General features: G+C 70.6%; 24 protein-coding genes. 15 read left to right on the top strand and 9 right to left on the bottom strand.

The window, feature by feature from the left end; all coding sequences use genetic code 11:
• Positions 1–210 precede the first annotated feature (210 nt).
• Positions 211–2,424 carry an AfsR/SARP family transcriptional regulator gene (locus B4N89_RS11885; protein WP_078975828.1) on the top strand — a complete coding sequence of 738 codons (2,214 nt, stop codon included), beginning with the start codon at positions 211–213 and terminating at the stop codon, positions 2,422–2,424.
• Between the two features lie 34 nt (positions 2,425–2,458).
• On the opposite strand, the gene B4N89_RS11880 is transcribed toward B4N89_RS11885, so the two are convergent.
• Positions 2,459–3,166 carry an SDR family oxidoreductase gene (locus B4N89_RS11880; protein ID WP_078975827.1) on the bottom strand — a complete coding sequence of 236 codons (708 nt, stop codon included), beginning with the start codon at positions 3,164–3,166 and terminating at the stop codon, positions 2,459–2,461.
• Between the two features lie 437 nt (positions 3,167–3,603).
• Between B4N89_RS11880 and B4N89_RS11875 the strand changes: the two genes are divergently transcribed.
• Both B4N89_RS11875 and B4N89_RS11870 read left to right on the top strand, forming a co-directional pair.
• The gene (locus B4N89_RS11875) at positions 3,604–4,011 is read left to right on the top strand and encodes a winged helix-turn-helix transcriptional regulator (protein ID WP_235618580.1); all 408 of its coding nucleotides are present in this window, start codon (positions 3,604–3,606) and stop codon (positions 4,009–4,011) included.
• 59 nt (positions 4,012–4,070) lie between these two features.
• Entirely contained in the window at positions 4,071–4,901 is an 831-nt protein-coding gene (locus tag B4N89_RS11870; protein WP_078975826.1) for a MerR family transcriptional regulator, read from the top strand.
• Between the two features lie 19 nt (positions 4,902–4,920).
• Here the strand turns inward: B4N89_RS11870 and erm are convergent, their stop codons facing one another.
• The 3 genes from erm to B4N89_RS11855 all read right to left on the bottom strand — a co-directional run bounded on the left by erm (position 4,921) and on the right by B4N89_RS11855 (position 7,009).
• Entirely contained in the window at positions 4,921–5,757 is an 837-nt protein-coding gene (gene erm, locus B4N89_RS11865) for a 23S ribosomal RNA methyltransferase Erm (RefSeq protein ID WP_078975825.1), read from the bottom strand.
• A 236-nt stretch (positions 5,758–5,993) separates the two neighbouring features.
• Positions 5,994–6,176: a DUF397 domain-containing protein gene (locus B4N89_RS11860; RefSeq protein ID WP_235618579.1), complete on the bottom strand. Its 183-nt coding sequence runs from the start codon at positions 6,174–6,176 to the stop codon at positions 5,994–5,996.
• The gene (locus B4N89_RS11855) at positions 6,173–7,009 is read right to left on the bottom strand and encodes a helix-turn-helix domain-containing protein (RefSeq protein ID WP_078975823.1); all 837 of its coding nucleotides are present in this window, start codon (positions 7,007–7,009) and stop codon (positions 6,173–6,175) included. Before B4N89_RS11855 ends, B4N89_RS11860 begins: the two co-directional genes overlap by 4 nt.
• A gap of 215 nt (positions 7,010–7,224) precedes the next feature.
• Between B4N89_RS11855 and B4N89_RS11850 the strand changes: the two genes are divergently transcribed.
• Positions 7,225–7,674 (top strand): ATP-binding protein, encoded by a 450-nt coding sequence (locus B4N89_RS11850; RefSeq protein WP_161500698.1) that lies wholly within the window; start codon positions 7,225–7,227, stop codon positions 7,672–7,674.
• Positions 7,675–7,745: 71 nt separating this feature from the next.
• Here the strand turns inward: B4N89_RS11850 and B4N89_RS11845 are convergent, their stop codons facing one another.
• Positions 7,746–8,816 (bottom strand): aldo/keto reductase, encoded by a 1,071-nt coding sequence (locus B4N89_RS11845; protein WP_078975821.1) that lies wholly within the window; start codon positions 8,814–8,816, stop codon positions 7,746–7,748.
• 123 nt (positions 8,817–8,939) lie between these two features.
• On the opposite strand from B4N89_RS11845, the gene B4N89_RS11840 reads away from it, so the two are divergent.
• Positions 8,940–9,776, top strand: coding sequence for a helix-turn-helix transcriptional regulator (locus B4N89_RS11840; protein ID WP_078975820.1), 837 nt, complete (start codon positions 8,940–8,942; stop codon positions 9,774–9,776).
• A gap of 26 nt (positions 9,777–9,802) precedes the next feature.
• Here the strand turns inward: B4N89_RS11840 and B4N89_RS11835 are convergent, their stop codons facing one another.
• From B4N89_RS11835 to B4N89_RS11825, 3 genes are all read right to left on the bottom strand, one after another.
• Positions 9,803–10,144, bottom strand: coding sequence for a hypothetical protein (locus B4N89_RS11835; RefSeq protein ID WP_078975819.1), 342 nt, complete (start codon positions 10,142–10,144; stop codon positions 9,803–9,805).
• 172 nt (positions 10,145–10,316) lie between these two features.
• On the bottom strand, positions 10,317–10,499 hold the full coding sequence (locus B4N89_RS11830) for a DUF397 domain-containing protein (RefSeq protein ID WP_235618578.1): 183 nt from the start codon (positions 10,497–10,499) through the stop codon (positions 10,317–10,319).
• A complete protein-coding gene (locus tag B4N89_RS11825) occupies positions 10,496–11,341 on the bottom strand; it encodes a helix-turn-helix domain-containing protein (RefSeq protein WP_161500697.1) in 846 nt (281 codons plus the stop codon). The genes B4N89_RS11830 and B4N89_RS11825 overlap by 4 nt, the downstream gene beginning before the upstream one ends.
• A gap of 472 nt (positions 11,342–11,813) precedes the next feature.
• Between B4N89_RS11825 and B4N89_RS11820 the strand changes: the two genes are divergently transcribed.
• The 3 genes from B4N89_RS11820 to B4N89_RS11810 all read left to right on the top strand — a co-directional run bounded on the left by B4N89_RS11820 (position 11,814) and on the right by B4N89_RS11810 (position 13,287).
• Positions 11,814–12,026, top strand: a complete 213-nt coding sequence (locus B4N89_RS11820) for a hypothetical protein (RefSeq protein WP_078975816.1) — start codon at positions 11,814–11,816, stop codon at positions 12,024–12,026.
• 329 nt (positions 12,027–12,355) lie between these two features.
• Positions 12,356–12,514, top strand: a complete 159-nt coding sequence (locus B4N89_RS49740; protein ID WP_161500696.1) for a hypothetical protein — start codon at positions 12,356–12,358, stop codon at positions 12,512–12,514.
• Positions 12,511–13,287 (top strand): phosphotransferase, encoded by a 777-nt coding sequence (locus B4N89_RS11810; RefSeq protein ID WP_078975814.1) that lies wholly within the window; start codon positions 12,511–12,513, stop codon positions 13,285–13,287. Before B4N89_RS49740 ends, B4N89_RS11810 begins: the two co-directional genes overlap by 4 nt.
• Positions 13,288–13,360: 73 nt before the next feature.
• On the opposite strand, the gene B4N89_RS11805 is transcribed toward B4N89_RS11810, so the two are convergent.
• Positions 13,361–14,332, bottom strand: a complete 972-nt coding sequence (locus B4N89_RS11805; protein ID WP_078975813.1) for an SDR family NAD(P)-dependent oxidoreductase — start codon at positions 14,330–14,332, stop codon at positions 13,361–13,363.
• A gap of 58 nt (positions 14,333–14,390) precedes the next feature.
• On the opposite strand from B4N89_RS11805, the gene B4N89_RS11800 reads away from it, so the two are divergent.
• The 7 genes from B4N89_RS11800 (at position 14,391) to nuoF (ending at position 22,983) form a co-directional block, all read left to right on the top strand.
• The gene (locus B4N89_RS11800) at positions 14,391–14,834 is read left to right on the top strand and encodes a MerR family transcriptional regulator (protein WP_078975812.1); all 444 of its coding nucleotides are present in this window, start codon (positions 14,391–14,393) and stop codon (positions 14,832–14,834) included.
• A gap of 2,745 nt (positions 14,835–17,579) precedes the next feature.
• The gene (locus B4N89_RS11790; RefSeq protein WP_078975810.1) at positions 17,580–17,939 is read left to right on the top strand and encodes an NADH-quinone oxidoreductase subunit A; all 360 of its coding nucleotides are present in this window, start codon (positions 17,580–17,582) and stop codon (positions 17,937–17,939) included.
• 86 nt (positions 17,940–18,025) lie between these two features.
• On the top strand, positions 18,026–18,691 hold the full coding sequence (locus B4N89_RS11785; protein ID WP_235618577.1) for a NuoB/complex I 20 kDa subunit family protein: 666 nt from the start codon (positions 18,026–18,028) through the stop codon (positions 18,689–18,691).
• Complete coding sequence (locus B4N89_RS11780; protein WP_078975809.1) at positions 18,688–19,437, top strand: NADH-quinone oxidoreductase subunit C; 750 nt, start codon at positions 18,688–18,690, stop codon at positions 19,435–19,437. Before B4N89_RS11785 ends, B4N89_RS11780 begins: the two co-directional genes overlap by 4 nt.
• Positions 19,437–20,774 carry an NADH-quinone oxidoreductase subunit D gene (locus B4N89_RS11775; protein ID WP_078975808.1) on the top strand — a complete coding sequence of 446 codons (1,338 nt, stop codon included), beginning with the start codon at positions 19,437–19,439 and terminating at the stop codon, positions 20,772–20,774. Before B4N89_RS11780 ends, B4N89_RS11775 begins: the two co-directional genes overlap by 1 nt.
• On the top strand, positions 20,771–21,649 hold the full coding sequence (nuoE, locus tag B4N89_RS11770; protein ID WP_078975807.1) for an NADH-quinone oxidoreductase subunit NuoE: 879 nt from the start codon (positions 20,771–20,773) through the stop codon (positions 21,647–21,649). The genes B4N89_RS11775 and nuoE overlap by 4 nt, the downstream gene beginning before the upstream one ends.
• Positions 21,646–22,983, top strand: a complete 1,338-nt coding sequence (gene nuoF / locus B4N89_RS11765; protein WP_078975806.1) for an NADH-quinone oxidoreductase subunit NuoF — start codon at positions 21,646–21,648, stop codon at positions 22,981–22,983. Before nuoE ends, nuoF begins: the two co-directional genes overlap by 4 nt.
• Position 22,984: the final 1 nt, after the last annotated feature.

Genomic DNA, 22,984 nt, shown 5'->3' with positions numbered 1-22,984 from the left:
CGGGATCGCCCGGTGTCCGACGAACGGCGAGCGGGCGAAGGGGCGTCGGCACCGGCGCGACATGTGCCCGGCATGCCGCCGACATGAACCCGGCAAGCGTGTTCACCGGGCGTCGAGTCGGTGTTGATCCGGGCATGGGACAACAGCCGGACGACTTCGGCCCCGGCCGCCGCTCGGCCGCTCGTGACGCATCAGTAAGGTCTCTTATCCATGCTGACGTTTCGTGTTCTGGGAGCGCTCGAAGCGTGGGACGGTGACCGGCGGGCCGACCTGCGCGGCCCACGTCATCGGGCCGTTCTCGCTCGGCTCGTCCTGGCGCGCGGGCACGTCGTACCGGTCGACCGGCTGATCGAGGACCTGTGGCACGGCGAGTCGCCGCACCGCGCGCTCGGGTCCGTGCAGACCTTCGTATCGCACCTGCGCCGCGCGCTCGAACCCGACCGCGCGCCGCGCACCCCCTCGACGGTGCTGGTCACCGCGCCGCCGGGGTACGCGTTCCGGGTGGGTACGGACGAGGTCGACGCGTGGCGCTTCGAGGCCCTGGTGCACCGGGCCGGGGGTCTCCTCGCGGCGGGGGCGGCGCAGGACGCGCTACGCGAGTTGACCGCGGCGCTCGACCTGTGGCGCGGGCCCGCGTACGCGCAGTTCGCCGACGAGCCGTGGGCCCGGCCCGAGGCGGCCCGGCTGGAGGAGTTGCGCCTGGTCGCGGTGGAGCGTCGGGCCGAGGCCGGTCTCGCCATCGGGCAGGCGTCCGGCATCGTGCCCGGCCTGGAGGCACACGCGGCGGCGCACCCGCTGCGGGAGGAGAGTTGGCGGTTGTTGGCGCTGGCGCTGTACCGGTGTGCCCGCCAGGGCGACGCGCTCGCGGTGTTGCGCCGCGTACGGGCGGCGCTGCGCGAGGAGTTGGGGGTCGAGCCCGGGTCGCGGTTGCAGCGCCTGGAGGCCGACATCCTGGCCCACTCCGCCGAGTTGGACGCGCCGGAGGCGGTGCCGACGCCGGCCGCCGCGCCCGGGGCGCCCGCCGCGCGTCGGGAAGTCGCGGAGCCGGTACGGGTTTCCGACGAGCTGGAGGAGGACGTGCCGGTGGCGCGCACGAGCACGTTGATCGGTAGGGCCGTCGAGACGGCCGACCTGCTGAACGCGGCGAAGCGGGCCGACGGGCGGCTCGCGGTGGCGCTGGTCAGCGGTGATCCGGGCGAGGGCAAGACCGCGTTGACCGAGCATGTACGGGAGTTGCTGGCCGCCGAGGGCTGGCGGGCGGCCTGGGGGCGCTGCCCCGAATCGGGCGGTGCGCCCGCCGGGTGGCCGTGGACCCAGATGTTGCGCACGCTGGCCGCGGTGAGCCCGCCGGACGAGGACACCGCGCGCGTGTTGGCGCCGTTGCTCGCCGACTCGTACAGCCCGGTGGGCGATCAGGCCGCCGCCAAGCTGATGTTGCATCAGGCGGTGGTGGGCTACCTTGCCCGGGCCACCGCCGAGACGCCGTGGTTGCTGGTCCTGGACGACGTGCACCGCGCCGACGAGGAGACGCTGGCGCTGCTGTGCCATCTGGCCACCGACCGGGACGCGACCGGTCGGGTGCTGCTCGTGGTCACCTATCGGCACAACGAGGTGGGCGACCTGCTCGCCGACGCGCTGGCCCGGCTGGCGCGGTGCGGTCCGGAACGGGTCGAACTCACCGGCCTGGCCCCGGAGGCGGTGGGCGACCTGGTCCGCGGCGCGGTCTCGGCGGCGATCGACGAGGACACCGTACGGGCGATCGTGGACCGCACCGCGGGCAACCCGTTCTACGTCCTGGAGACGGCCCGGGTGCTGGCCGCCGAGGGCGCGCACGCGGCGGTGTCCGAGGTGCCGGTCGGGGTGCGCGACGTGATCCGCCGCCATGTCGCCGGGTTGCCCAAGGCCGCGCAGGAGGTGCTCAAGCAGGCGTGTGTGCTCGGCCGGGACATCGACGTCGACGTCCTGCTCGCGCAGAGCGGCACGGACGAGGACACGGTGCTCGACGCGGTCGAGTCGGCGCTGCTGACCGGTCTGCTCGTGGAGCCCGACGCGGGCCAACTGCGGTTCACCCACGCGCTGGTGCGGGACACCCTGTACGAGGACCTGTCCCAACTGCGCCGGGCCCGGATGCACGCGCGCACGGCCGAGGCGATCGAGGCGGTGCGGCCCCGGGACGTCTCCGCGCTGGCGCACCACTACCTGGCCTCGGCCTCGCGCGCGACGGCGGCGAAGGCCGCCCACTACGCCCGCCTCGCCGCCTCGGACGCGGAGATCCACTTCGCCTACCGGGAGGCCGCCGAGCTGTGGCGCGGCGCGTTGGCGGCCTTCGACCGGTCGGGCGCGACCGACGAGGCCGCCCGTGCCGAGTTGCAGGCCGGCGTGACCCGCTCCCTCGCCCAGTCCGGCGACCACGGCCACGACTGACCGGCGGGAGGCCCCGGTGCGGGAGGGGCCTCGGTCAGGCGCGCAGGGCCGGGTACAGGACCTCCGGGGCAGCGGACAGGGCGGCCTTGGCGTCGCGGCTGTAGTGGTCCACCAGGACCTCGTACGCGCCGGCCTCGACCGCGTCCAGGGTCTGCCCGGCCACGTCCTCCGGGGCGATCTTGGGCAGCGGGACGGCGGCGGCCATCTCGGTGTCGATGAAGCCCGCGTGCACCCCGACCACGAGGGTGCCCTGGGCCGCGAGGTCCAGGCGGAGCGCGTTGGTGAGCGACCAGGCGGCGGCCTTGGAGGCACTGTACGAGCCGACCTGCGGCAGGGTCATGAAGGACAGCACGGAGAGCACGTTCACCAGTGCGCCGCCGCCGTTGCGGGCCAACACGGGGGCGAAGGCGCGGCTCATGGACAACGTGCCGAAGTAGTTGGTCTCCATCTCGGCGCGGGCCGGGTCCGATGTCCCGGCACCCAGGAACGACGCCGAGCCGGACACGCCCGCGTTGTTGACCAGCAGGGTGACGTCGTCGAGCCGGCGGGCGACGGCGGCGACCTGCTCGGGGTCGGTGATGTCGAGTTCGATCGGGACGACCCCGGGATCGGTGACGGTGCCCGGGTCGCGGGCGCCGGCGTACACGGTGCGTGCGCCGCGGGCGACCAGGGCACGCGCGAAGGCGCGACCGAGGCCACGATTGGCGCCGGTGACGAGGGCTACGGAGCCGGGGATCTGCATGAACGGCTGCTTTCGGGAGGAGCGTCGGGAAGGGGAAAGGGACCGCCCGGCGGGGGCGACGGCCGGGCCGGCGCCGCCGGTGATCACCGACGCGGGCCGACTCCGTCGTCGGCGGGTAACGCCTCGTTGTTCACGGCGGCCGCCTTCCGATCTAGTGGATTGGAAAATCCAACTCACTTCGTCGGTCAACGTAGCGCGGGTGAGTTGGGGATGGCAACCTTGTGGGCGTGGTCGTCAACGCTGATTCTTCCGGCTCCTCCGGGTCTTCCGGCTCCTCAAGGTCTTCCGGCTCCTCCGATTCCTCGGACGCCCTGTCCATCGGCTCCGGTGCCGACTCCGGTCGGGCGCCCGATAGGGCGGCGGCAGGTGCTCCCGCACGGTCTCGCGCCGCCCGGGCGCCGGTCGGTCGGCCCTGCTCGGTCGCGTCGGCGCTGGGTGTGGTCGGCGAGAAGTGGGCGCTGCCGGCCATTCGCGAAATGGGCTTCGGCAACCACCGCTTCGACGTGATCGCGCGCAACACGGGCGCACCCCGGGACATCCTGACCACCCGGCTGCGCGCCCTGGAGGCGGCCGGGGTCCTGGAGCGGCGGCGCTACCAGGAACGACCGCCGCGCTTCGAGTACCACCTGACCGCCCGGGGCCGCGACCTGGCGCCGGTGCTGCAGACCCTCGCGGCCTGGGGCGACCGGTGGCTGACCGACGAGCCGCCGGTGGACTTCCGACACGGGGACCACCCGTTCGACCCCGCCCTGATGTGCCGCGGCTGCGGCGAGGAGGTGGCGCCGGGCAGCGTGCACGTCCACGTCCGGGCGCCGGGGTGGGATCTGGCGGGGCCGGTGGAGTGAGGGCGCGGGCCCGGCGGCTTGACCCTGACACCGTGTGAGGCCGTGCACTGGGAGGCGTCATGTTCACCATCGGAGACTTCGCCCGGCACGGCAACGTGTCCATCCGCATGTTGCGGCACTACGACGCCATCGGCCTGCTGCGCCCCGACCGGGTCGACCCGGTCAGCGGCTACCGCTTCTATCGAGCCGAGCAACTCGCCCGGCTCAACCGGGTGATCGCGCTGAAGGACCTCGGCTTCACCCTCCAGCAGGTCCGGAGCATCCTGGACGAGCAGGTGAGCGCCGGCGAGTTGCGCGGCATGTTGCGGCTGCGCCGGGCCGAGCTCGCCGCGGCGGTGGCGGCGGACGGCCGGCGGTTGGCCCAGGTCGAGGCGAGGCTGCGCACCATCGAGGCGGAGGGCCGGATGGCCGACGACGACATCGTGCTCAAGCGCGTCCCCGGGGTCCGGGTGGCCGTCCTGACCGCGACCACCACGGTCGACGCCGACGGGCCGCGCGACATCGGGCCGATCATCGGGCCGCTGTACGACGAACTGTGCCGCCGGATGGCCGCCGCCGGGGTGGCGCCGACCGGGCCGGGCATCGCCTCCTACGAGGTCTCGCCCGACCGCGACGACACGATCGTCATCAACGCCGGCATTCCGGCCGCGGCCGACCCGCGCCCGGAACACGACTTCGCGATCGTGGACCTGCCGCCGATCGAGCACGCCGCCACCTTCGTGCATCGGGGCTCGATGGACGACGTGATGAGCGGCGTGCAGGCCCTGGCCCACTGGATCGACGCCAACGGCTACCGCTCCCTCGGCTACCCGCGCGAGGTCAACCTGGAGTGCCCACCGGACCCGAAGCAGTGGGTGACCGAACTCCAGGAGCCGATCGCGCGGGCCTGAGCACGGGCCGCCGCCCACGTCACCGCCGGGACCGCCACCGCCCGGCCCCCGGTCGGCCGGCGCGCGCCTCGCCGCCGTCCGCGCGTCCTCCTCCCTCGACCGCACGCCACAGCGAGGCCCACTGACCCGCCGTCACATCCTTGGGCAGCGCGAGGGGGGAGATCCGGCCGGCGACGAGCCAGTCGCGCACCGAGGCTCCGGGCAACCGGCCGGTGCGCTCCAGGATTTCGCGCAGCCCGCGTCCCGGCCCGGTGAACACGTGGCGGACGAACTCCTGGTACGGCTCCCGCGCCCCGACGACCAGCGGCGTGCTCCGGCGCGTCATGGACAACAACCCGCCGTCCACCGACGGCATCGGCCGAAACGCCCGAGCCGGGACGCGCGCGTGCACCTCGAAGTCGAACCACGGCCACCAGGCCGCCGTCAGCATCGAGGCCCCACCCACACCCGCCCGGCGCCGGGCCACCTCCCACTGCACCAGCAGCACCGCGGATTGCCAGTGTCCGGTGTCCAGCAGCCGCCGCAACACCGAAGTCGTCAGATGGAAGGGCAGGTTGCCCACCACGGTGAAGGGCCGATCGGGGAACCGGAACCGCATCACATCGGCCGCCACGACCCGGACGTGCCCGGGCACCCGACGGGCCAGCCGCCGAGCGTGTCGGGGATCGAGCTCGACCGCGGTGAGCGGCCGACCGGTGCGGCTCAGCGGCAGGGTGAGGGCACCGTCACCGGGCCCGATCTCCACGACCGGCCCGGACGTACGCCCGACCAGGTCCGTGAAGAGGTCGATCACCGCGGGATCGACGAGGAAGTTCTGACCGAGCTCATGGCGTCCGCCATGAGTGGGGTAGGGCACGAGAAGGCTCCGCAAGGCAGTTCGGAGCCGGGCAGCCCGAAACGGCCACACCGGCAGGGACCCGAAGTGCGGCGGAACCGGAAGAGAGGAAGCCTCGGCCCGCCGCTAGTGGCGGCGAGTCCTCGTGAATGCGGCGGCGGACATGCCACCACCCTAGCCGGGCCCGGTCGGCCGGCTCATCCCGATTTTCGGCGCGAGACGGCGCGGCCGATCGTCGCGGTCGGCGGCGGGGTGGATCACCCGTGTCGCAGCGAGGCCAGGAAGTCGGGCCAGGCGTGGTGGGGCAGCCGCAACTGGGCCTGCGCCGGGCGCTTGCTGTCCCGGATCGCTAGATGGGCGATGCGCGGGGCCACTTCCACGCAGTCGCCCTGGTGTCCCGAGTGGGTGGACTTGCGCCAGGCGTTCGGGAAGTTGTTCACAGGGATCGCATCCTTGCCGAGATGAGGGTTCTGGAGTCGTCGGTGGAGAGGGCGTTGGCGAACAGGTAGTCGAGGTGGCGGCGATAGCGGCGCAGGTCGCGATCGTCCTCCTTGACCAGCATGCCGCCGTGGTATTCGACGAACAGCACGCTGGGCGCGTGCGGGCCGGAGAAATCGAACATGGTCAGGCCGCCGTTGTAGGCGTTCGCGGTGGAACTCGTCGGTATCACGTGGATGTCGATGTTGGGCAATTCACCGAGTTCGAGGAGATGGGCGAGTTGGCGGGTGAGCACGCCGCGACCGCCGATCTCGCATTGCAGGGCGCCGTCGGCGAGGACGGAGCGGAACCTGGCCGGGTTCGGCCCGGTGAGCACGCGCTGTCGCCGCATCCGGATCTCCACGAGCGCGTCGGCGCGTTCGGGGTCGGGGATCATCGGCCCCGAGCCGATCACGGCCGCCGCGTAGTCGCGGGTCTGGAGCAGGCCGAGGATCATCCCGGCGTTGGCGGCGCGGATCTCCGTGGCCTGCGACTCCAGCGCGATCAGTTCCTGATAGGCGGCGTCGAGTACGTCCGAGTAGGCGACCCACCAGCGCGGCCCGCGCGTCTCGATCAGGAGCGCTTCGAGGCGTTCGACGTCGGCCGCGCAGACCCCGTATATGCCGCAGAGGCGATGCAGATCGTGTCGCGACACCGCGACCTTCGCGGTCTCGATGCGGCTGATCTTGGATTGGTCCCAGCCGCAGGAATCGGCCACCTCCTCGCCGGACAGACCCGACGCCGTGCGGAGCAGCCGAAGTTCCGTACCCAATCGGCGTCTTGCGTGGCTGCGCATCTGGGTCCTCCCGGGGTGGCTTCGTCCGGGATTGTGCTCCGGGTCTGAATGGATCGCGACCGGGTTTGGTCGGCGTCACCCGAAAGAGTTATTTATGCCGAAGTACTTGGTTGCATTTATGCGACACGGTGATGCTCGATGTGGGCCGCTTCTTCTTTCTTCCCGGTGAGTACGGGGTGTCCCAGCGGCGACCCACATCGAATTGGGGAGAAGACATGCCAGCCACCCGGATTCACGCGCCGGCCGATCGGGCCGGACACCACATGTTGGCCCCCGTCGCCGAACTCCGCTGCGTCGGTACGGCCGAAGTGGTGCGACACGTGCGCAACTTCGTCCACGAGTGCGCGATCGGGGCGGGCGCCTCCGCCGACACGGCGCAGACCACGAAGCTGCTGGCGAGCGAGCTGGTGTCCAACGCGGTCCGACACACGCCGGATGGCACCGTGGTCCGGGTCGAACTGCTGCACGACGTGCCCTGCGGGCAGTTGGTGGTCGGCGTCGAGGACGGCGGGGCGGCCATCCCGGCGGCCCCGCGCCGACGCCGCCCGTCCTGGGACGCGGAGTCGGGGCGGGGCATCCCGTTGATGACGAGCCTGGCCAACGAGTGCGGTGTGACGCCGCTTCCCGACGGCAAGCGGGTGTGGTTCGCGTTGGCGATGGGGTGACGGGGGGTCGCCGGCCAGGCGCACCCCGAGGACGGCGTCCGGGCCGGTGCCGCCCTCGGGGTCGCCGGGTGTCAGCGGCGGGCTTCGATCCGCACGTCGCCGGTGGTCACGGTGCGGATGTGAGCGCCGGCGAGCAGGTCGTGCGGGTAGCCGAGTGCGATCGTGCTCACCTCGTCGAGGCGGGCCAGGTGGGCGGCGGTGAGGTCGACCTCCAGGGCGCCCAGGTTGTTCTCCAGTTGGGCGGCCGTACGGGCGCCGATGATCGGGGCGGTCACGTGCGGGTGGTGCAGGGCCCAGGCCAGGGCGACCTGGACGGGTGCGCGGTCCAGCTCCTCGGCGACCTCCTTCACGACGTCGGCGATGGCGAGGCCGCGTTCGGTGAGCGTGCCCAGGGCGAGGCTCCGTCGGGTGCCGTCGCCGGGCGCGGCCTGCGTCGCGGCCTGCGCCGCGGTCAGGTCGTCGCGGCTGTACTTGCCGGAGAGCACGCCGCCGGCCAGCGGCGAAAACGGGACCACCCCCAGCCCCATCTCGCGTGCCATGGGGATCAGGTCACGTTCGCCCGTGCGCTCGATCAGGTTGAATTCGATCTGCAGCGCCACCAGCGGCGACCAGCCGCGCAGGTCGGCGATCGCCTGCATGCGCGACACCTGCCAGGCCGGGGCGCTGGAGATGCCCACGTAGAGGACCTTGCCCTGCCGGACCAGATCGTCCAGACCGCGCAGGATCTCGTCGACCGGTGTACGGACATCCCACACGTGCAGGTAGAGCAGATCGATGTAGTCGGTGTTCAGCTGTCGCAGACTCGTTTCCACCGACGCGAACAGGTTCTTCCGGTGTGCGCCGCCGGCATTCGGGTCGCCGGGGCGGCGCAGCGTCGAGTACTTCGTCGCCAGAACCAGGCTCTCCCGCCTGTCGCGCATGAACTCGCCCAGCAGGCGGTGGGAACTGCCGTCGGTGTAGGTGTCGGCGGTGTCGATGAAGTTGCCGCCGCGCTCGACATAGGTGTCGAACAGCCGGCGCGCCTCGTCCCGCTCGGCTCCCCAGCCCCACTCGGTACCGAAGGTCGCCGCGCCCAGCGCCAGGGGTGAGACCCGCAGCCCGGAGCGGCCCATCAGCCGGTAGGTGTCGAGGGTGAGTGCCATCGTGTACTCCCTGTCCTTTGCGCGTGATCCGTTGCCGGGTACCAGCCTGTGACCGCCGCGAACAGGGGGTAAGGGAGGGAACATCCTGGGAACGCCGATCCCACCCCGACTGTTGGCACGGACATGACGACCACCACCCACACCGTGGACACGACACATGAGTTGGCCGCGTTCCTGCGCGCCAGGCGGGAACGGCTGGACCCGCACGACCTCGGCCTGCCGCCACGCCGGCAGCCCCGGCGGACCCCGGGGCTGCGCCGCGAGGAGGTCGCCGAACTGGCCGGGGTCAGCGTGGACTACGTCGTACGGCTGGAACAGGGTCGCGGGATGCGGCCCTCGGCCGACGTGGTGGAGGCACTGGCCGGGGCACTGCGGCTGGCCCCGGCCGAACGGGCCTACCTCTTCGACCTGGCCGGCCGGCGCCCCCACACCGCCGACGAGCCCGCGACGGGGGCTGCGCCGTTGCTGGCCGGGCTGGTTGCCGATCTGTCGCCGCTGCCGGCCATGCTGATGAACCACCGCTACGACGTCCTGGCCTGGAATCGGGAGTCGACCAGGCTGCTGATCGATTTCGACGCCCTTCCGCCTGCGCGGCGCAACGCGATGTGGTTGTGCCTGATGCATCCGGTGATCCGGGAGCTGTACGTCGATCGGGACCGGGTGGTGCGCGAGGGGGTGGCCCACCTGCGCGCGGCATGGGCCGCGCATCCGGAGGACCGCGCGTTGACCGACCTCATCGCGGAATTGCACGCGGGGGAGGCGGAGTTCGCGCGCTTGTGGGCCGAGCGGGACATCGCGATCAACGGCCGCGGCCACAAGGTACTGCGCCACCCGGAGGCCGGCATGCTCGCGATGCACTTCGAGGTGCTGGTGCCGTTGCAGGACCCGAGTCAGCGGCTGCTGGTCTTTCGGGCGGCGGACGACGAGAGCAGGGCGGCGTTGGCCCGGTTGTGCGCGTGAGCCCCGGGCGGCGGGCGGCGCTGTCGTCAGGACGTGAGCGCGACGGCCTGGAGTACGAAGGCACCGCCGAGGAAGAGGAGGCCGACGGGCCACCGGAAGCGGGAGGGCAGGCTCGCGGTCAGGAACATGCTGACCAGCGCCGCGACACCGCTGAGCTTGGCCCACAGGACGAGGTGGTCGTCGCGCGCGGTCGGGTCGGCGGGGCAGGACTGGGCGCAGTTCTCGCCGGCGACGGCATTGGTCAGGAGCGCGGCGACGTCGACCAGGGCCATGACGAGCATCAGGCAGACGACCGCGATCACGTAGAGGGTGACGGGGCTGCGGCCGTGCTTGCGGGGGGTGTTCGCGTCTGACGTCGTTTCGTGCATGGGATCGACGCTAGGGAGGGACACTGCGCACGGGCATGAGCGCAGGTACTCAGCCGCGGCGTAAGTAGCCCCACCCGACGCCGCACTCACACGCGCGGCACAACCCGCAACTCACACTTGGCGCAGCCGACACCTCAACTCGGCCGGCCCAGGGCCCCACCAAACGACGCCGTCAGCCCTTGATCTCCTTCAGCAGTTCGCCCCACGAGGCGGCACTGATCTCCAGGTGGCCTCGACCTCGGTCCTTGGTGTCGCGTATGCCGGTGGACGAGGGCAGGGGAGCCACTTCCACGCAGTTGTTGTTGTCCACGCTGTAGCTTGCAGTCCGCCAAGGGGCCCGGTTTATCTCGGTCACTTCAGCTCTTCCAATCTGGCTTTGATCAGGTCACGACTTGCGGAGCCCGACAGGCATGCGTCTGTTGTGCGGTCCAGCAGGCGCCGGAAACGGAGCACGTCCCTTGGTGTCTCCTTGAAGAGGGCTCCGCCTTGATATTCGACGAACACCACACTCGGATCTTGGGGCCCGTTGAACTCCAGGATCGAAACCTCTCCAACCACCAGGAACGGGGACGCGAACGGGGCAATCCGAACCTCTACGGACCTCAGGCTACTCAGCTCCAGCAGGTGGGCCAACTGTTCGCGGTGGACATCCAAAGAGGCAATCTGCGCATGTAGAAGCGCTTCGGCCAGAAGCGCGGTGTAGGTGACCGGGGCCTCATCGGTGAAAATGCGTTGCCTGCGTGACCGGATCTCTACGAGCGCGGACGCGTCATCGGGGTCTGTCACGAACGGGCTGATTTCGAACGTTGCCCGTGCGTAGCCAGGTGCCTGAAGCAGCCCAGGGATGGCACTACTCGCAGCGGTGACAATGCGCGTCGACTGGCTTTCCAGTGAAATGCGTTCTTCGTAGACCGTCGTCAGGATGTCCTTGTAGCAGGCCCACCATTGCACACCCGTTGAATCTTCGAGCCATGCCTCCATGGCTTCGAGATCGCTGCTCGGGATGCCATACAGCGCACCCAACTTGAGGAGATCAAGGCGACGCAGGCCCGATTTGGCGTTTTCGATCCGGCTGACCTTACTGCCATCCCATCCGAGTTGGGTGGCAACTTGACCAAGCGTCAAGTCATTCTGTTTGCGCATCGCCTTGAGCGCGGCGCCCAGCCGTCGGCCGGCATAGCCCGGAATCGTGGCCATGCTCCTCCCTCCCAGTCGTCGTACATAGTGCCGGCCGTTCCGGCGGTCGCCGACCGAAGGAACGTCCTTTGAGTGCAAATTTGCGATGAGACTTGCATGCAGCTTTGTGATCCTGTCAGTGTGGATGCTGTCACAGGTGCTCACCTCTGCGTGACCTTCACCAGTCGCACCCGGAATCCGTGCGCACCGCCACCCGCAGGCAAGAGGTATCGCCATGCATCGGATCCGGTCGGACCCCGTCCATACGACACCTTCAACTCCCCCGGCAGGGGCATGAATTCGGGACGGCCTCAGCGGGCTGTGTGGGATCTGTGAGTCGGCCAATCCGCAAACTGTGTTCGCTCGCACGCTCGCGGGCACGCCATTCGCAGCCAGGGCCGGGGATGTGTGTGTGCTCTCGCCCGATGCGGCTGCCGAGGCGGTTTACATCTCGCCTGTTACGTCAACTTCCGTTTTCCGTAGAGGAGTTGGAATGAGTCATCTGCCGACGGTGTGTGTCGGGGACGTCATGGAGCACGTGCGGGAGAGTGAGCGGCGGGTGTGTCCGACCGGCACGGTGATCAATGTCGGGTCCGGTCTCGTCACCGTGCAACCGGCCGACGGGACGCCGAAATGGACCGTTGATCGCTACGAGGTTCGGCACACTCCCGACTCGCCGCCGTGGGTTCCCGAACGCATCGAATGACCGCAGGTGGGCGGGTGACCGATTCGAAGCAGCGCCCGCCCACCTGCCTTCCAGCGACAGCGGCCCGGTGGCTCGATTCCAGGCAAGTACCCGGGCCGCTGTCTCCATCGATCCACTGTGAGGCAGTGATGGAGATTCAAGAATATCCGGAAGGCGCGGGGCGGTTGGCGCTTCGGGTCGGATCGCGCGTTCGGCATGTGGATGGGCATGCGGAGTTGCCGGAGGGCACTGTCGTGGCGCTTCCGGTTGCGTCGGAGCGGGTTGCGGTGGTGCAGCCGATCGAGGTTGGGCGGTCGCCGTATCTGTGTCCGACTGGGCACTTGGTGCCCTTGGACCTTGATAAGCAACTGGCGGGCGTGGTGCGGGGGTTGTGGCGCATCGATCGGGCCGGGCGGGTGGTGGAGGCGGTGCCGTTGTCCGGGCCGGCGGTGCGGGAGTCCGGGCCGCGGATCGTGTCGGGGTGCGGATTCGTGCGGGAGGTGGGATGAGCGGGGTTTATCGCTGGGCGCAACTGCCTCCGCGTGTGGGGGTGTTCGTCGAATCGCTCGCCGGGCCCGTGCGGTCGGTGGTGCGGAGTGCCGGGCCGCACGGGAGTTCGTTCGTCGCGACCGTCACCACGCCCACCGGTCGGGTGTTCGTGAAGGTCGCCGAGGAAGCCGGTGCGCCGATTGCCGCCCGCGCCCAGACCAGCGAGATCGCGGCGAGCGCCGTCACCGGGGTGCTTTCGCCGCGGCTGCTTCGACACGGCACCGTCGACGGGTGGCGCGTACTCGTGTTCGAGCACATCGAGGGCCGGCCGCTCCGGTTCCGGCTCGGCTCGGCCGACTTCGTCCAAGTGGTCGGCGCCATCGACCGCATCGGCCGCATCCAGCCGGGACGCAGCGCCGGATTGCCCACCCTCGTCGGCCGCCTGCGTGAACACCTGCCTCCCGGCCGGGCGAGTGCGCTGTGCGGGAACCGCCTGCTGCACACCGACCTGATCTCGGGCCACATGCTCATCCGCCCGGACGGCAGGCTTTCCGTCGTCGACTGGGGCCGGGTGGCGCTCGGCCCCCGGTGGGCGGAGATCGCCTTCGTCGGCGCCAACCTCTTGCGCGCGAACCACGATCTCGACGAGGTCCGCCGCTGGATGTGGCGCTTCCCGGAATGGCGCCGCACCCCACACACCGCCCGCCGCACCCTCGCCGAGGCGATGATCGGCCACCACGGGGGCCGAGTCCTGTGGTGGACCGACCTGGTGGACGCCCCGATCGCCCGCTGACCCCGGGCGGCGCCGTCGAGCGAGCACCGCCCGCCACCCGGGCGGCCCTCGCTCGGCGGCGGCGTGGGCGATGTCATCGGGTGATGGGCGGGGCTCCGGTCGCGGCGACGGAGAGGTCCCAGAGACGCGCGGCCTCGTCGGGGTCGATGGCGTACGCGCGCACGCCGCCGTCGTCCATGGGCTCGTCGGGTGTGGAGACGCGGGCGATGTCGCAGTTTTCGAGGTAGAGCCCGCCCCGTCCGTCGAGGAGCGGGGACGTCGCGGCCCACACCCCGGTGGCGGCGCCCTGGGAAGCGGTCTTGAAGCCGGCCCCGATCACATTGCCGTGCTCGTCCACCCAGCCGCGATCGATCTGCTCCTGTAGCGCCATCTCGCGCTGCAGACCGGTGATGATCTTGCCCGGATGCAGCGCGAACGCGCGGACGCCGTCGTCGCGTCCGAGCACGTCGAGGTGCACGGCGAAGAGGGCGTTGGCGGTCTTGGACTGACCGTAGGCCAACCACTTGTCGTAGCCGGTCCGGAAGTGCGGGTCGTGCCGACGGATGCCGGTCAGGGTGTGTCCGGCAGAGCTGTTGACGACGACACGAGCGCCGCCGGCGGCGACTAGGAGCGGATACAACTCGCACGCGAGGGCGAAGTGCCCGAGGTGGTTGGCCGCGAACTGGCCTTCCCAGCCGGGCCCGACGCGTCGCTCCGGGATGGCCATGACCCCGGCGGTGGCCATCAGCAGGTCGAGCCGGTCGACGGATTCGCGGATGTGCGCGGCAGTCGACCGCACACTGCCCAGGTCGGTCAGGTCCATGGCGACGACTTCGCAGCCAGGTACCCCCTGGAGCGCGGCCCGGGCCACATCGGGACGACGGGCCGGAACGATGACCCTGGCCCGTGCCGCCGCCAGCGTCCGGGCGGTCTCCAGGCCGAGGCCGGAGTAGCCCCCGGTCACCACGGCGGTTCTGCCGGACAGGTCGCGGTCGGCCACGATGTCCGAGGCGCGGGTGGCGGCGGAGAAGGGTGAGCCGAGGGGTTGCTGAGCGGTGATCGTCATGTCGCCGACGCTACGATCTAGAGCGAGGTCTAGATCAAGTTGGAGAGCGAGCCGGGGCATGACCACAGAGCCGACCACGCGGCCGAGCACCCAACCGGCCACGCAGTCGTTCGGCATCGGCGAGGTGGCCGAACGCACCGGCCTGAGCGTGCATGCCCTGCGCTTCTACGAACGCGAGGGCCTGATGGTCGGCCCCGTCCTGCGCACGCCGGGTGGCAGGCGGCGCTACACCTCCTTCGACGTCGACTGGCTCCTGATCTGCGTCAAACTCCGCGAATCCGGCATGCCACTCGCCGAGCTGGAACGCTTCGCCGAACTGGTCCGCCAGGGGCCGGGCAACGAAGCGGAACGCCTGGCCCTGCTCGACACCCACCGCCGACGCGTGGACGCCCAGATCCGCGCACTGGAGGAATGCCGCTCCGTCATCACCTGGAAGGTCGACCTCTACGCCGACCACCTGGCACAAGGCAAAGCAGGCGGCCTGTGGGCCCCGAGGGGCTGAGGGCGGGACCGGCCCGGCCGAAATGGATGAGCTCCACCTTCGCTGGCCGACACGGCAGTTGCCCCTCCGCCAGGCACGTCAACGACGGAATCGGGGGACGACCCGGTCGGGGTCGAGGCCGGGCTCGCCGGCGTTGCTTCCCGGGTGGGTCGGGTGTCTTCGGCGGGCGTGGCGCTTGTGGTTGCGGGTGGGTGGTGCGGGGTTGGTCCGGTGACAGGGGCCGGCCGCCGCCGGCGCTCGGGGCTCCGAGACTTGGGGCTCGCGACGAGACGGGCGTCTTGCTCACTGAAAACCGGCTGGCAGCGGGGGGCAGGGAGGGCGGCCGGGTCGAGCTCTCCGGGGAGCCTTCCCGAGTGGGCCGGGCGCTTTCGGCGGGCGTGGCGCGTGTGGTTGCGGGTGGCTGGTGCGGGGTTGGTCCGGCGCCAGAGGTCGGCCGCCGCCGGCGCTCGGGGCTCCGAGACTTGGGGCTCGCGACGAGACGGGCGTCTTGCTCACCGAAAACCGGCTGGCAGCGGGGGGCAGGGAGGGCGGCCGGGTCGGGTTCTCCGGGGAGCCTTCCCGGTTGGGGTGGCTGGTGCACGGCACACGTCGCGCTTGTGGTTGCGGGTAACAAGTGCGGGGTTGGTCCGGCGCCAGAGGTCGGCCGCCGCCAGCGCTCGGGGCTCCGAGACTCGGGGCTCGCGACGAGACGGGCGTCTTGCTCACCGAAAACCGGCTGGCAGCGGGGGGCAGGGAGGGCGGCCGGGTCGGGTCCTCCGGGGAGCGTTCCCGGGTGGGTCGGGCGTTCCCGGCGGGCGTTGGCATGTGGGTGACGAAGGTTCACGAACCCGGATCCCGTGGGGTGCCGGAGCCTTCGCGTGGGAGAAACCGCAGGTCAGAGCGAGCGGCGGCTGATTCGGGTTCCTCGGGATCCGGTTTAGGCGCCTATTGGGCACTTTTGGTCTCCTTGGCGGCCCCCGTGGGGTCGCAGCGCTCCAAGCCGACGCCGATCGGGCAATTCCGGTCTCCCCTCCGGCGCTGAGGGAGCCCGAGCACATGAAACCGGCACTCGACGCCCGACTTTCCACCTCGACGTTACAGAGCCGCAGGTCAACGAAGCTCGAAGCGCACAACCACCCATCGCGATCCGGTTTCGAACCTCAACTCCCCTCCCAACGCCCCCGAACCGCCCCGGCCCACCCGGGAAGGCTCTCCGGAGAACTCGACCGGGCCGCCTCCCTGCCCCCGTTGCCAGCCGGTTTTCGCCGACCAAGGCACCCGTCTCGTCGAGACCCCCCGTCTCGGAGCCCCGAACGCTGGCGGCGGCCACCCCTTCGAGCCGGACCAACCCCGCACCGGCCATCCGCAACCACAAGCGCCACGCCCGCCGAAAGCGCCCGGCCCACTCGGGAAGGCTCCCCGGAGGACCCGACCCGACTGCCCTCCCTGCCCCCGCTGCCAGCCGGTTTTCGGTGAGCAAGATGCCCGTCTCGTCGAGACCCACGTCTCGGAGCCCCGAACGCTGGCGGCGGCCACCCCTTCGAGCCGGACCAACCCCGCACCACCCACCCGCAACCACAAGCGCCACGCCCGCCGAAAGCGCCCGGCCCACTCGGGAAGGCTCCCCGAAGGACCCGACCCGACTGCCCTCCCTGCCCCCGCTGCCAGCCGGTTTTCAGTGAGCAAGACGCCCGTCTCGTCGCGAGCCCCGAGTCTCGGAGCCCCGAACGCTGGCGGCGGCCACCCCTTCGAGCCGGACCAACCCCGCACTTGTTACCCGCAACCACAAGCGCGACGTGTGCCGTGAACCAGCCACCCCAACCGGGAAGGTTCCCCGGAGGACCCGACCCGACTGCCCTCCCTGCCCCCGTTGCCAGCCGGTTTTCGCCGACCAAGGCACCCGTCTCGTCGAGACCCCCACGCCTCGGAGCCCCGAGCGCTGGCGGCGGCCGACCTCTGGCGCCGGACCAACCCCGCACCACCCACCCGCAACCACAAGCGCGACGCGCGCCGAAAGCGCCCGGCCCACTCGGGAAGGCTCCCCGAAGGACCCGACCCGACTGCCCTCCCTGCCCCCGTTGCCAGCCGGTTTTCGCCGACCAAAGCACCCGTCTCGTCGGGCCCCCACGTCTCGGAGCCCCGAGCGCCGCCAGCGGCCACCCCTTCGAGCCGGACCAACCCCGCACCACCCACGCGACCGAAGCGCAGCGCCGGCCGGAATCATCCCGGCCCACTCGGGAAGTTCCCCGACGAATCCCTCCCGACCTGACCCAATCCACCCAACCCGTCCCCACCCACCCGGACCCCCGCCGCTCGCCCCCGTCAAGACCCCCGTCCCGACCGCAGCGGGACTGTGTCCGTCGGTTCACGAGGCCGTCACGAGGCCGTCCGGAGTCGTCTCCCGGGCCCCTTTCGTGGTTGCACTCGGTGACCACGGGCGGCCAACCGGACGGATCGGCTATCACAACCGATCATCATCGGCCAAATTTGATGAGCTTGTGAACGGGTGGTATAGGCGATTCCCATGATCAACATCGTCCGTGAGTGGCGAACCGTTTAGGCTCCCCTATTTCTCACCCTGTGTGATTTTTGGCTGCACGCAACCGTTTCTGATCGATCATCAGGTGGTGAAGATCACACCATGATCATTCTCTACCCGTGTCGCAGATCACATCGGAAGGGGCCTAGGATGGGCGCCGTTCCGGCAGCTTGTGAACCCGGTCACATGCGTGGCTTCGGGGGACTGAGAAGGGAGATGGGAGCGCGGTGAACCTGTACGCGCCGATCCTCGTGCTCGGGGGCATTGCCCTGGCCTTCGGAGTGGTCTCCCTCGTGATGGGGGCGCTCACCGGGCCCAAGCGCTACAACCGGGCCAAGCTCGAGGCCTACGAATGTGGCATCGAGCCGACCCCGCAGCCGGTCGGCGGCGGGCGATTCCCGGTCAAGTACTACCTGACGGCGATGCTCTTCATCGTCTTCGACATCGAGATCGTCTTCCTCTACCCGTGGGCCGTCTACTTCGACTCCCTCGGGATGTTCGGTCTCGTCGAAATGGTCATGTTCGTGGCCGCGGTCTTCGTCGCCTACGCCTACCTCTGGCGGCGCGGCGGCCTGGAGTGGGACTGACCGACGACATGGCACGGACACACACCGAGGGCCCGATCAGCCAAGCCCAGGCTTCCCCCAACGACTGACGGAGAGAGGGCATCCGCGTGGGTATCGAGGAGAAGCTGCCCAGCGGCTTCCTGTTGAGCACCGTGGAAGGGCTGGCCGGCTACTTCCGCAAAGGATCGTTCTGGCCGGCCACGTTCGGACTCGCGTGCTGCGCGATCGAGATGATGGCGACCGGCGCCGGCCGCTACGACCTGGCCCGCTTCGGCATGGAGGTCTTCCGGGCCTCGCCGCGCCAGGCCGACCTGATGATCGTCGCCGGTCGGGTCAGCCAGAAGATGGCGCCGGTCCTGCGGCAGATCTACGACCAGATGCCCAACCCCAAGTGGGTGTTGTCGATGGGCGTTTGCGCCTCGTCGGGCGGCATGTTCAACAACTACGCGATCGTCCAGGGCGTCGACCACGTGGTGCCGGTGGACATCTACCTCCCCGGCTGTCCGCCCCGGCCCGAGATGCTGATGGACGCGATCATCAAGCTCCGCGAGGAGATCCAGGCGATGCCGCTGGGCGTCAACCGCGAGAAGGCCGCCCGCGCCGCCGAACAGGCCGCCATGAAGGCGCTGCCCACCATCGAGATGCTTCCCGCGAGCGCCCGACGCGGCGCCCACGAACTCGATCCCGGCATCCCGGTCGGCCACGCGCCCGCGCACCACGCGCACACCGGCCACGCGCACACCGGCCACACCACCGACGGGGGCGCCCGATGACCGTCCCCGGCAGCACCCCCGAGGAGAAGGCCCAGCTCCCCGTCCCGGCCGACGCCGACGCCGAGCCCATCGCCGTGCGTCGCGGCATGTTCGGCGCGCGCGACTCCGGCGACACCTCCGGCTACGGCAAGCTCGTCCGTACCGTCGCCTTCCCCGGCGCCGCCGCCCGCCCCTACGGCGGCCCGCGCGGAACCGCGGACGGCGAGGGCGAGTTCGACCTCGTCGCCGACGAACTCTCCGGCGCCCTCGCGGAGGCCGGCATCGAGTTCGACCAGGCGATCGAGAAGGTCGTGGTCGACCGCGGCGAGATCACCTTCCACGTGCGCCGCGAGTCGCTGCCCCGGGTCGCGCTGATCCTGCGCAACGACCCGGCGCTGCGCTTCGAGCTGTGTACCGGCGTGTCCGGCACCCACTACCCCCAGGAGGCCGGCCGCGAGCTGCACGCGGTCTACCACCTGCGCTCGATCACCCACAATCGGGCACTGCGGCTGGAGGTCACCGCCCCCGACGCGGACCCGCACGTCCCGTCCCTGGTGAGCGTGTATCCCGCGCTCGACTGGCACGAGCGCGAGACCTACGACTTCTTCGGCCTGATCTTCGACGGCCACCCCGCGCTCACGCGCATCCTCATGCCGGACGACTGGCCCGGCCACCCGCAGCGGAAGGACTACCCGCTCGGCGGCGTGCCCGTCGAGTACAAGGGCGCCCAGATCCCGCCGCCCGACCAGCGGAGGTCGTACAACTGATGTCCGATCAGACAACGACACCCCCATCCGCCGCGCACGCGCGGGAGACCACCGAGGGCCGGGTCTACACGGTCACCGGCTCCGACTGGGACGAAGTGGTCCAGGCCGCGGCGGACGCCGAAGAGCGCATCGTCGTCAACATGGGCCCGCAACACCCGTCCACACACGGCGTGTTGCGGCTGATCCTGGAGATCGACGGGGAAAGCGTCACCGAGGCCCGCTGCGGGATCGGCTACCTGCACACCGGGATCGAGAAGAACCTGGAGTTCCGCACCTGGACCCAGGGCGTCACCTTCGTGACGCGCATGGACTACCTGATGCCGCTGCACAACGAGACGGCCTACTGCCTCGCGGTGGAGAAGCTGCTCGGCATCACCGACCAGGTGCCCGAGCGCGCGCAGGTGATCCGGGTCCTGCTGATGGAACTCAACCGGATCTCCTCGCACATGGTCTGCCTGGCCACCGGCGGCATGGAGATCGGCGCGCTCACCGTGATGACCTTCGGGTTCCGCGACCGCGAACTGATCCTCGACGTCTTCGAGATGATCACCGGGCTCCGGATGAACCACGCCTACATCCGCCCCGGCGGCCTGGCCCAGGACCTGCCGCCCGGCGCCGTGGACAAGATCCGCGAGCTGGTCGACATCCTCCCCGGCCGGATCCACGAGTACGAACTGCTGCTCAACGACAACGCCATCTTCAAGGGCCGCACCCAGGGCATCGGCTACCTCGACCTCGCCGGCTGCATGGCCCTCGGGCTGACCGGCCCGGTGCTGCGCTCCACCGGCCTGCCGCACGACCTGCGCAAGACGCAGCCGTACTGCGGCTACGAGACCTACGAGTTCGACGTGGCCACCGCCGACACCTGCGACTCCTGGGGGCGGTACCTGATCCGCATCGAGGAGATGAAGCAGTCGTTGCGGATCGTCGAGCAGTGCCTGGACCGGCTGGCCCCCGGACCGGTCATGGTGACCGACAAGAAGATCGCCTGGCCCGCGCAACTGGCTCTGGGCACCGACGGGTTGGGCAACTCGCCGGCGCACATCAAGAACATCATGGGCACCTCGATGGAATCCCTCATCCACCACTTCAAGCTGGTGACCGAGGGCTTCCGGGTGCCGCCGGGACAGGTCTACAGCGCGATCGAATCACCCCGGGGCGAACTGGGCGTCCACGCGGTCAGCGACGGCGGCACCCGCCCCTACCGCGTGCACTTCCGCGACCCCTCCTTCAACAACCTGCAGGCCATGGCCGCGATGTGCGAGGGCGGCCAGGTGGCGGACGTGATCGTGGCAGTGGCGGGGATCGACCCCGTCATGGGAGGTGTCGACCGATGAGTACGGACCTGGGCATGCCGATGCCCCCGGCGAAGCCGGCTCCGCCGTACCCGCCCGAGGTGCGCGCGCGCCTGGAGGTGGACGCGAAGGAGGTGATCGGCCGCTACCCGCAGTCCCGTTCGGCGCTGTTGCCGCTGCTGCACCTGGTGCAGGCCGAAGAGGGCTACGTCACCGGCACCGGCATCGAGTTCTGCGCCGACATCCTCGGCCTGACCACCGCCGAGGTCTCCGCCGTCGCCACCTTCTACACGATGTACCGGCGGCGCCAGGGCGGCGACTTCCACGTCGGCGTGTGTACCAACACGCTGTGCGCGGTGATGGGCGGCGACGAGATCTTCGCGAGCCTGAAGGACCACCTCGGGATCGGCAACAAGGAGACCACCGCCGACGGCGTGGTCACCCTGGAGCACATCGAGTGCAACGCGGCCTGCGACTACGCGCCCGTGGTGATGGTCAACTGGGAGTTCTTCGACGACGCGACCCCGCAGTCGGCCAGGGAACTCGTCGACGACCTGCGCGCCGGCAAGGACGCGGTACCCACCCGCGGCGCCCGCCTGTGCACCTTCCGCGACACCTCGCGCATCCTGGCCGGCTTCCCCGACGAGCGCCCCGGCGCGGTGGACGAGGGCGGCGCCGGCGGCGCGGCCAGCCTGGTCGGCCTGCGGATCGCCAACGGCACGCACACCGACGACGCCCCCCGGTCCACGACCGCGACCGTGCCCGGTTCCCGAAGCGCGACCCCGGGCGGCGCGAACGAGACACCACCCGCCCCGAGTTCGCACGACGCGCCGGCGCGCACCGCCGAGTCCGACCCGGCCCACCCCGCGCCTCCCGCCGGGAACGCGCCCGACCAGGACGGGGACCAGGCGCCGTGACCGAGCCCTCCCTCCTCACCCCCGTGCTCTCCGCCAACTGGGACGAGCACCAGCCGTGGACGCTGGACACCTACCGCCGCGGCGGCGGCTACGACGGCCTGCGCAAGGCGCTGGCCATGCACCCCGACGAGGTGATCCAGACCGTCAAGGACTCCGGTCTGCGCGGTCGCGGCGGCGCGGGCTTCCCCACCGGCATGAAGTGGGGCTTCATCCCGCAAAACGACGGCAAGCCGCACTACCTCGTGGTCAACGCGGACGAATCCGAGCCGGGAACCTGCAAGGACATCCCGCTCATGTACGCCAACCCGCACGTGCTGATCGAGGGCGTGATCATCGCGTCCTACGCGATCCGCTCGGGGCACGCCTTCATCTACGTCCGCGGCGAGGTCGTCCCGGTGCTCCGCCGACTGCACAACGCGGTCCGCGAGGCGTACGCGGCCGGCTACCTCGGCAAGAACGTGCTCGGCTCGGGCTTCGACCTCGAACTCACCGTGCACGCGGGCGCCGGCGCGTACATCTGCGGCGAGGAGACCGCGCTGCTCGACTCCCTGGAGGGCCGCCGGGGCCAACCCCGACTGCGCCCGCCGTTCCCCGCCGTGGCCGGTCTGTACGCGTCGCCCACCTGCGTGAACAACGTCGAGTCGATCGCCTCGGTGCCGCCGATCCTGAACAAGGGCGTCGAGTGGTTCCGCTCGATGGGCTCGGAGAAGTCGCCCGGGTTCACCCTGTACTCGCTGTCCGGACACGTCACCCGGCCCGGCCAGTACGAGGCCCCGCTCGGCGTGACGCTGCGCCAACTCCTCGACCTGGCGGGCGGGGTGCGCGCCGGGCACCGGATCAAGTTCTGGACGCCCGGCGGCTCCTCCACGCCGATGTTCACCGACGAGCACCTGGACGTGCCGCTCGACTACGAGGGCGTCGGCGCGGCCGGATCCATGCTCGGCACCAAGGCGCTGCAGATCTTCGACGAGACCGTGTGCGTGGTGCGCGCGGTGCTGCGCTGGACCGAGTTCTACGAGCACGAGTCCTGCGGCAAGTGCACCCCGTGCCGCGAAGGCACCTACTGGCTCACCCAGTTGCTCACCCGCCTGGAGCACGGCGAGGGCACCGAGGAGGACCTGGAGACGTTGCTCGACGTCGCCGACAACATCCTCGGCAAGTCCTTCTGCGCCCTCGGCGACGGCGCGGCGAGCCCGATCCAGTCCTCGCTCAAGTACTTCCGCGACGAATACCTGGCGCACTTCGAGCACGGCGGCTGTCCGTTCGACACCGCGGCATCCACCGCGTGGGCGACGACGGCCCCCGCTTCCACCGGGGCAGGAGCGCACAGCTGAC

This window comes from Embleya scabrispora (assembly GCF_002024165.1).
GTDB lineage: Bacteria > Actinomycetota > Actinomycetes > Streptomycetales > Streptomycetaceae > Embleya > Embleya scabrispora_A.
This window is presented reverse-complemented; position numbering and strand designations above follow the sequence as displayed.

Excerpts from the sequence above, each read along its gene's own strand:
- B4N89_RS11885 (WP_078975828.1), top strand. The coding sequence starts at position 211 with ATGCTGACGTTTCGTGTTCTGGGAGCGCTCGAAGCGTGGGACGGTGAC.
- B4N89_RS11880 (WP_078975827.1), bottom strand. The coding sequence starts at position 3,166 with ATGCAGATCCCCGGCTCCGTAGCCCTCGTCACCGGCGCCAATCGTGGC.
- B4N89_RS11870 (WP_078975826.1), top strand. The coding sequence starts at position 4,071 with ATGTTCACCATCGGAGACTTCGCCCGGCACGGCAACGTGTCCATCCGC.
- B4N89_RS11855 (WP_078975823.1), bottom strand. The coding sequence starts at position 7,009 with ATGCGCAGCCACGCAAGACGCCGATTGGGTACGGAACTTCGGCTGCTC.
- B4N89_RS11850 (WP_161500698.1), top strand. The coding sequence starts at position 7,225 with ATGCCAGCCACCCGGATTCACGCGCCGGCCGATCGGGCCGGACACCAC.
- B4N89_RS11845 (WP_078975821.1), bottom strand. The coding sequence starts at position 8,816 with ATGGCACTCACCCTCGACACCTACCGGCTGATGGGCCGCTCCGGGCTG.
- B4N89_RS11840 (WP_078975820.1), top strand. The coding sequence starts at position 8,940 with ATGACGACCACCACCCACACCGTGGACACGACACATGAGTTGGCCGCG.
- B4N89_RS11835 (WP_078975819.1), bottom strand. The coding sequence starts at position 10,144 with ATGCACGAAACGACGTCAGACGCGAACACCCCCCGCAAGCACGGCCGC.
- B4N89_RS11825 (WP_161500697.1), bottom strand. The coding sequence starts at position 11,341 with ATGGCCACGATTCCGGGCTATGCCGGCCGACGGCTGGGCGCCGCGCTC.
- B4N89_RS11820 (WP_078975816.1), top strand. The coding sequence starts at position 11,814 with ATGAGTCATCTGCCGACGGTGTGTGTCGGGGACGTCATGGAGCACGTG.
- B4N89_RS11810 (WP_078975814.1), top strand. The coding sequence starts at position 12,511 with ATGAGCGGGGTTTATCGCTGGGCGCAACTGCCTCCGCGTGTGGGGGTG.
- B4N89_RS11805 (WP_078975813.1), bottom strand. The coding sequence starts at position 14,332 with ATGACGATCACCGCTCAGCAACCCCTCGGCTCACCCTTCTCCGCCGCC.
- B4N89_RS11800 (WP_078975812.1), top strand. The coding sequence starts at position 14,391 with ATGACCACAGAGCCGACCACGCGGCCGAGCACCCAACCGGCCACGCAG.
- B4N89_RS11780 (WP_078975809.1), top strand. The coding sequence starts at position 18,688 with ATGACCGTCCCCGGCAGCACCCCCGAGGAGAAGGCCCAGCTCCCCGTC.
- B4N89_RS11775 (WP_078975808.1), top strand. The coding sequence starts at position 19,437 with ATGTCCGATCAGACAACGACACCCCCATCCGCCGCGCACGCGCGGGAG.
- nuoE (WP_078975807.1), top strand. The coding sequence starts at position 20,771 with ATGAGTACGGACCTGGGCATGCCGATGCCCCCGGCGAAGCCGGCTCCG.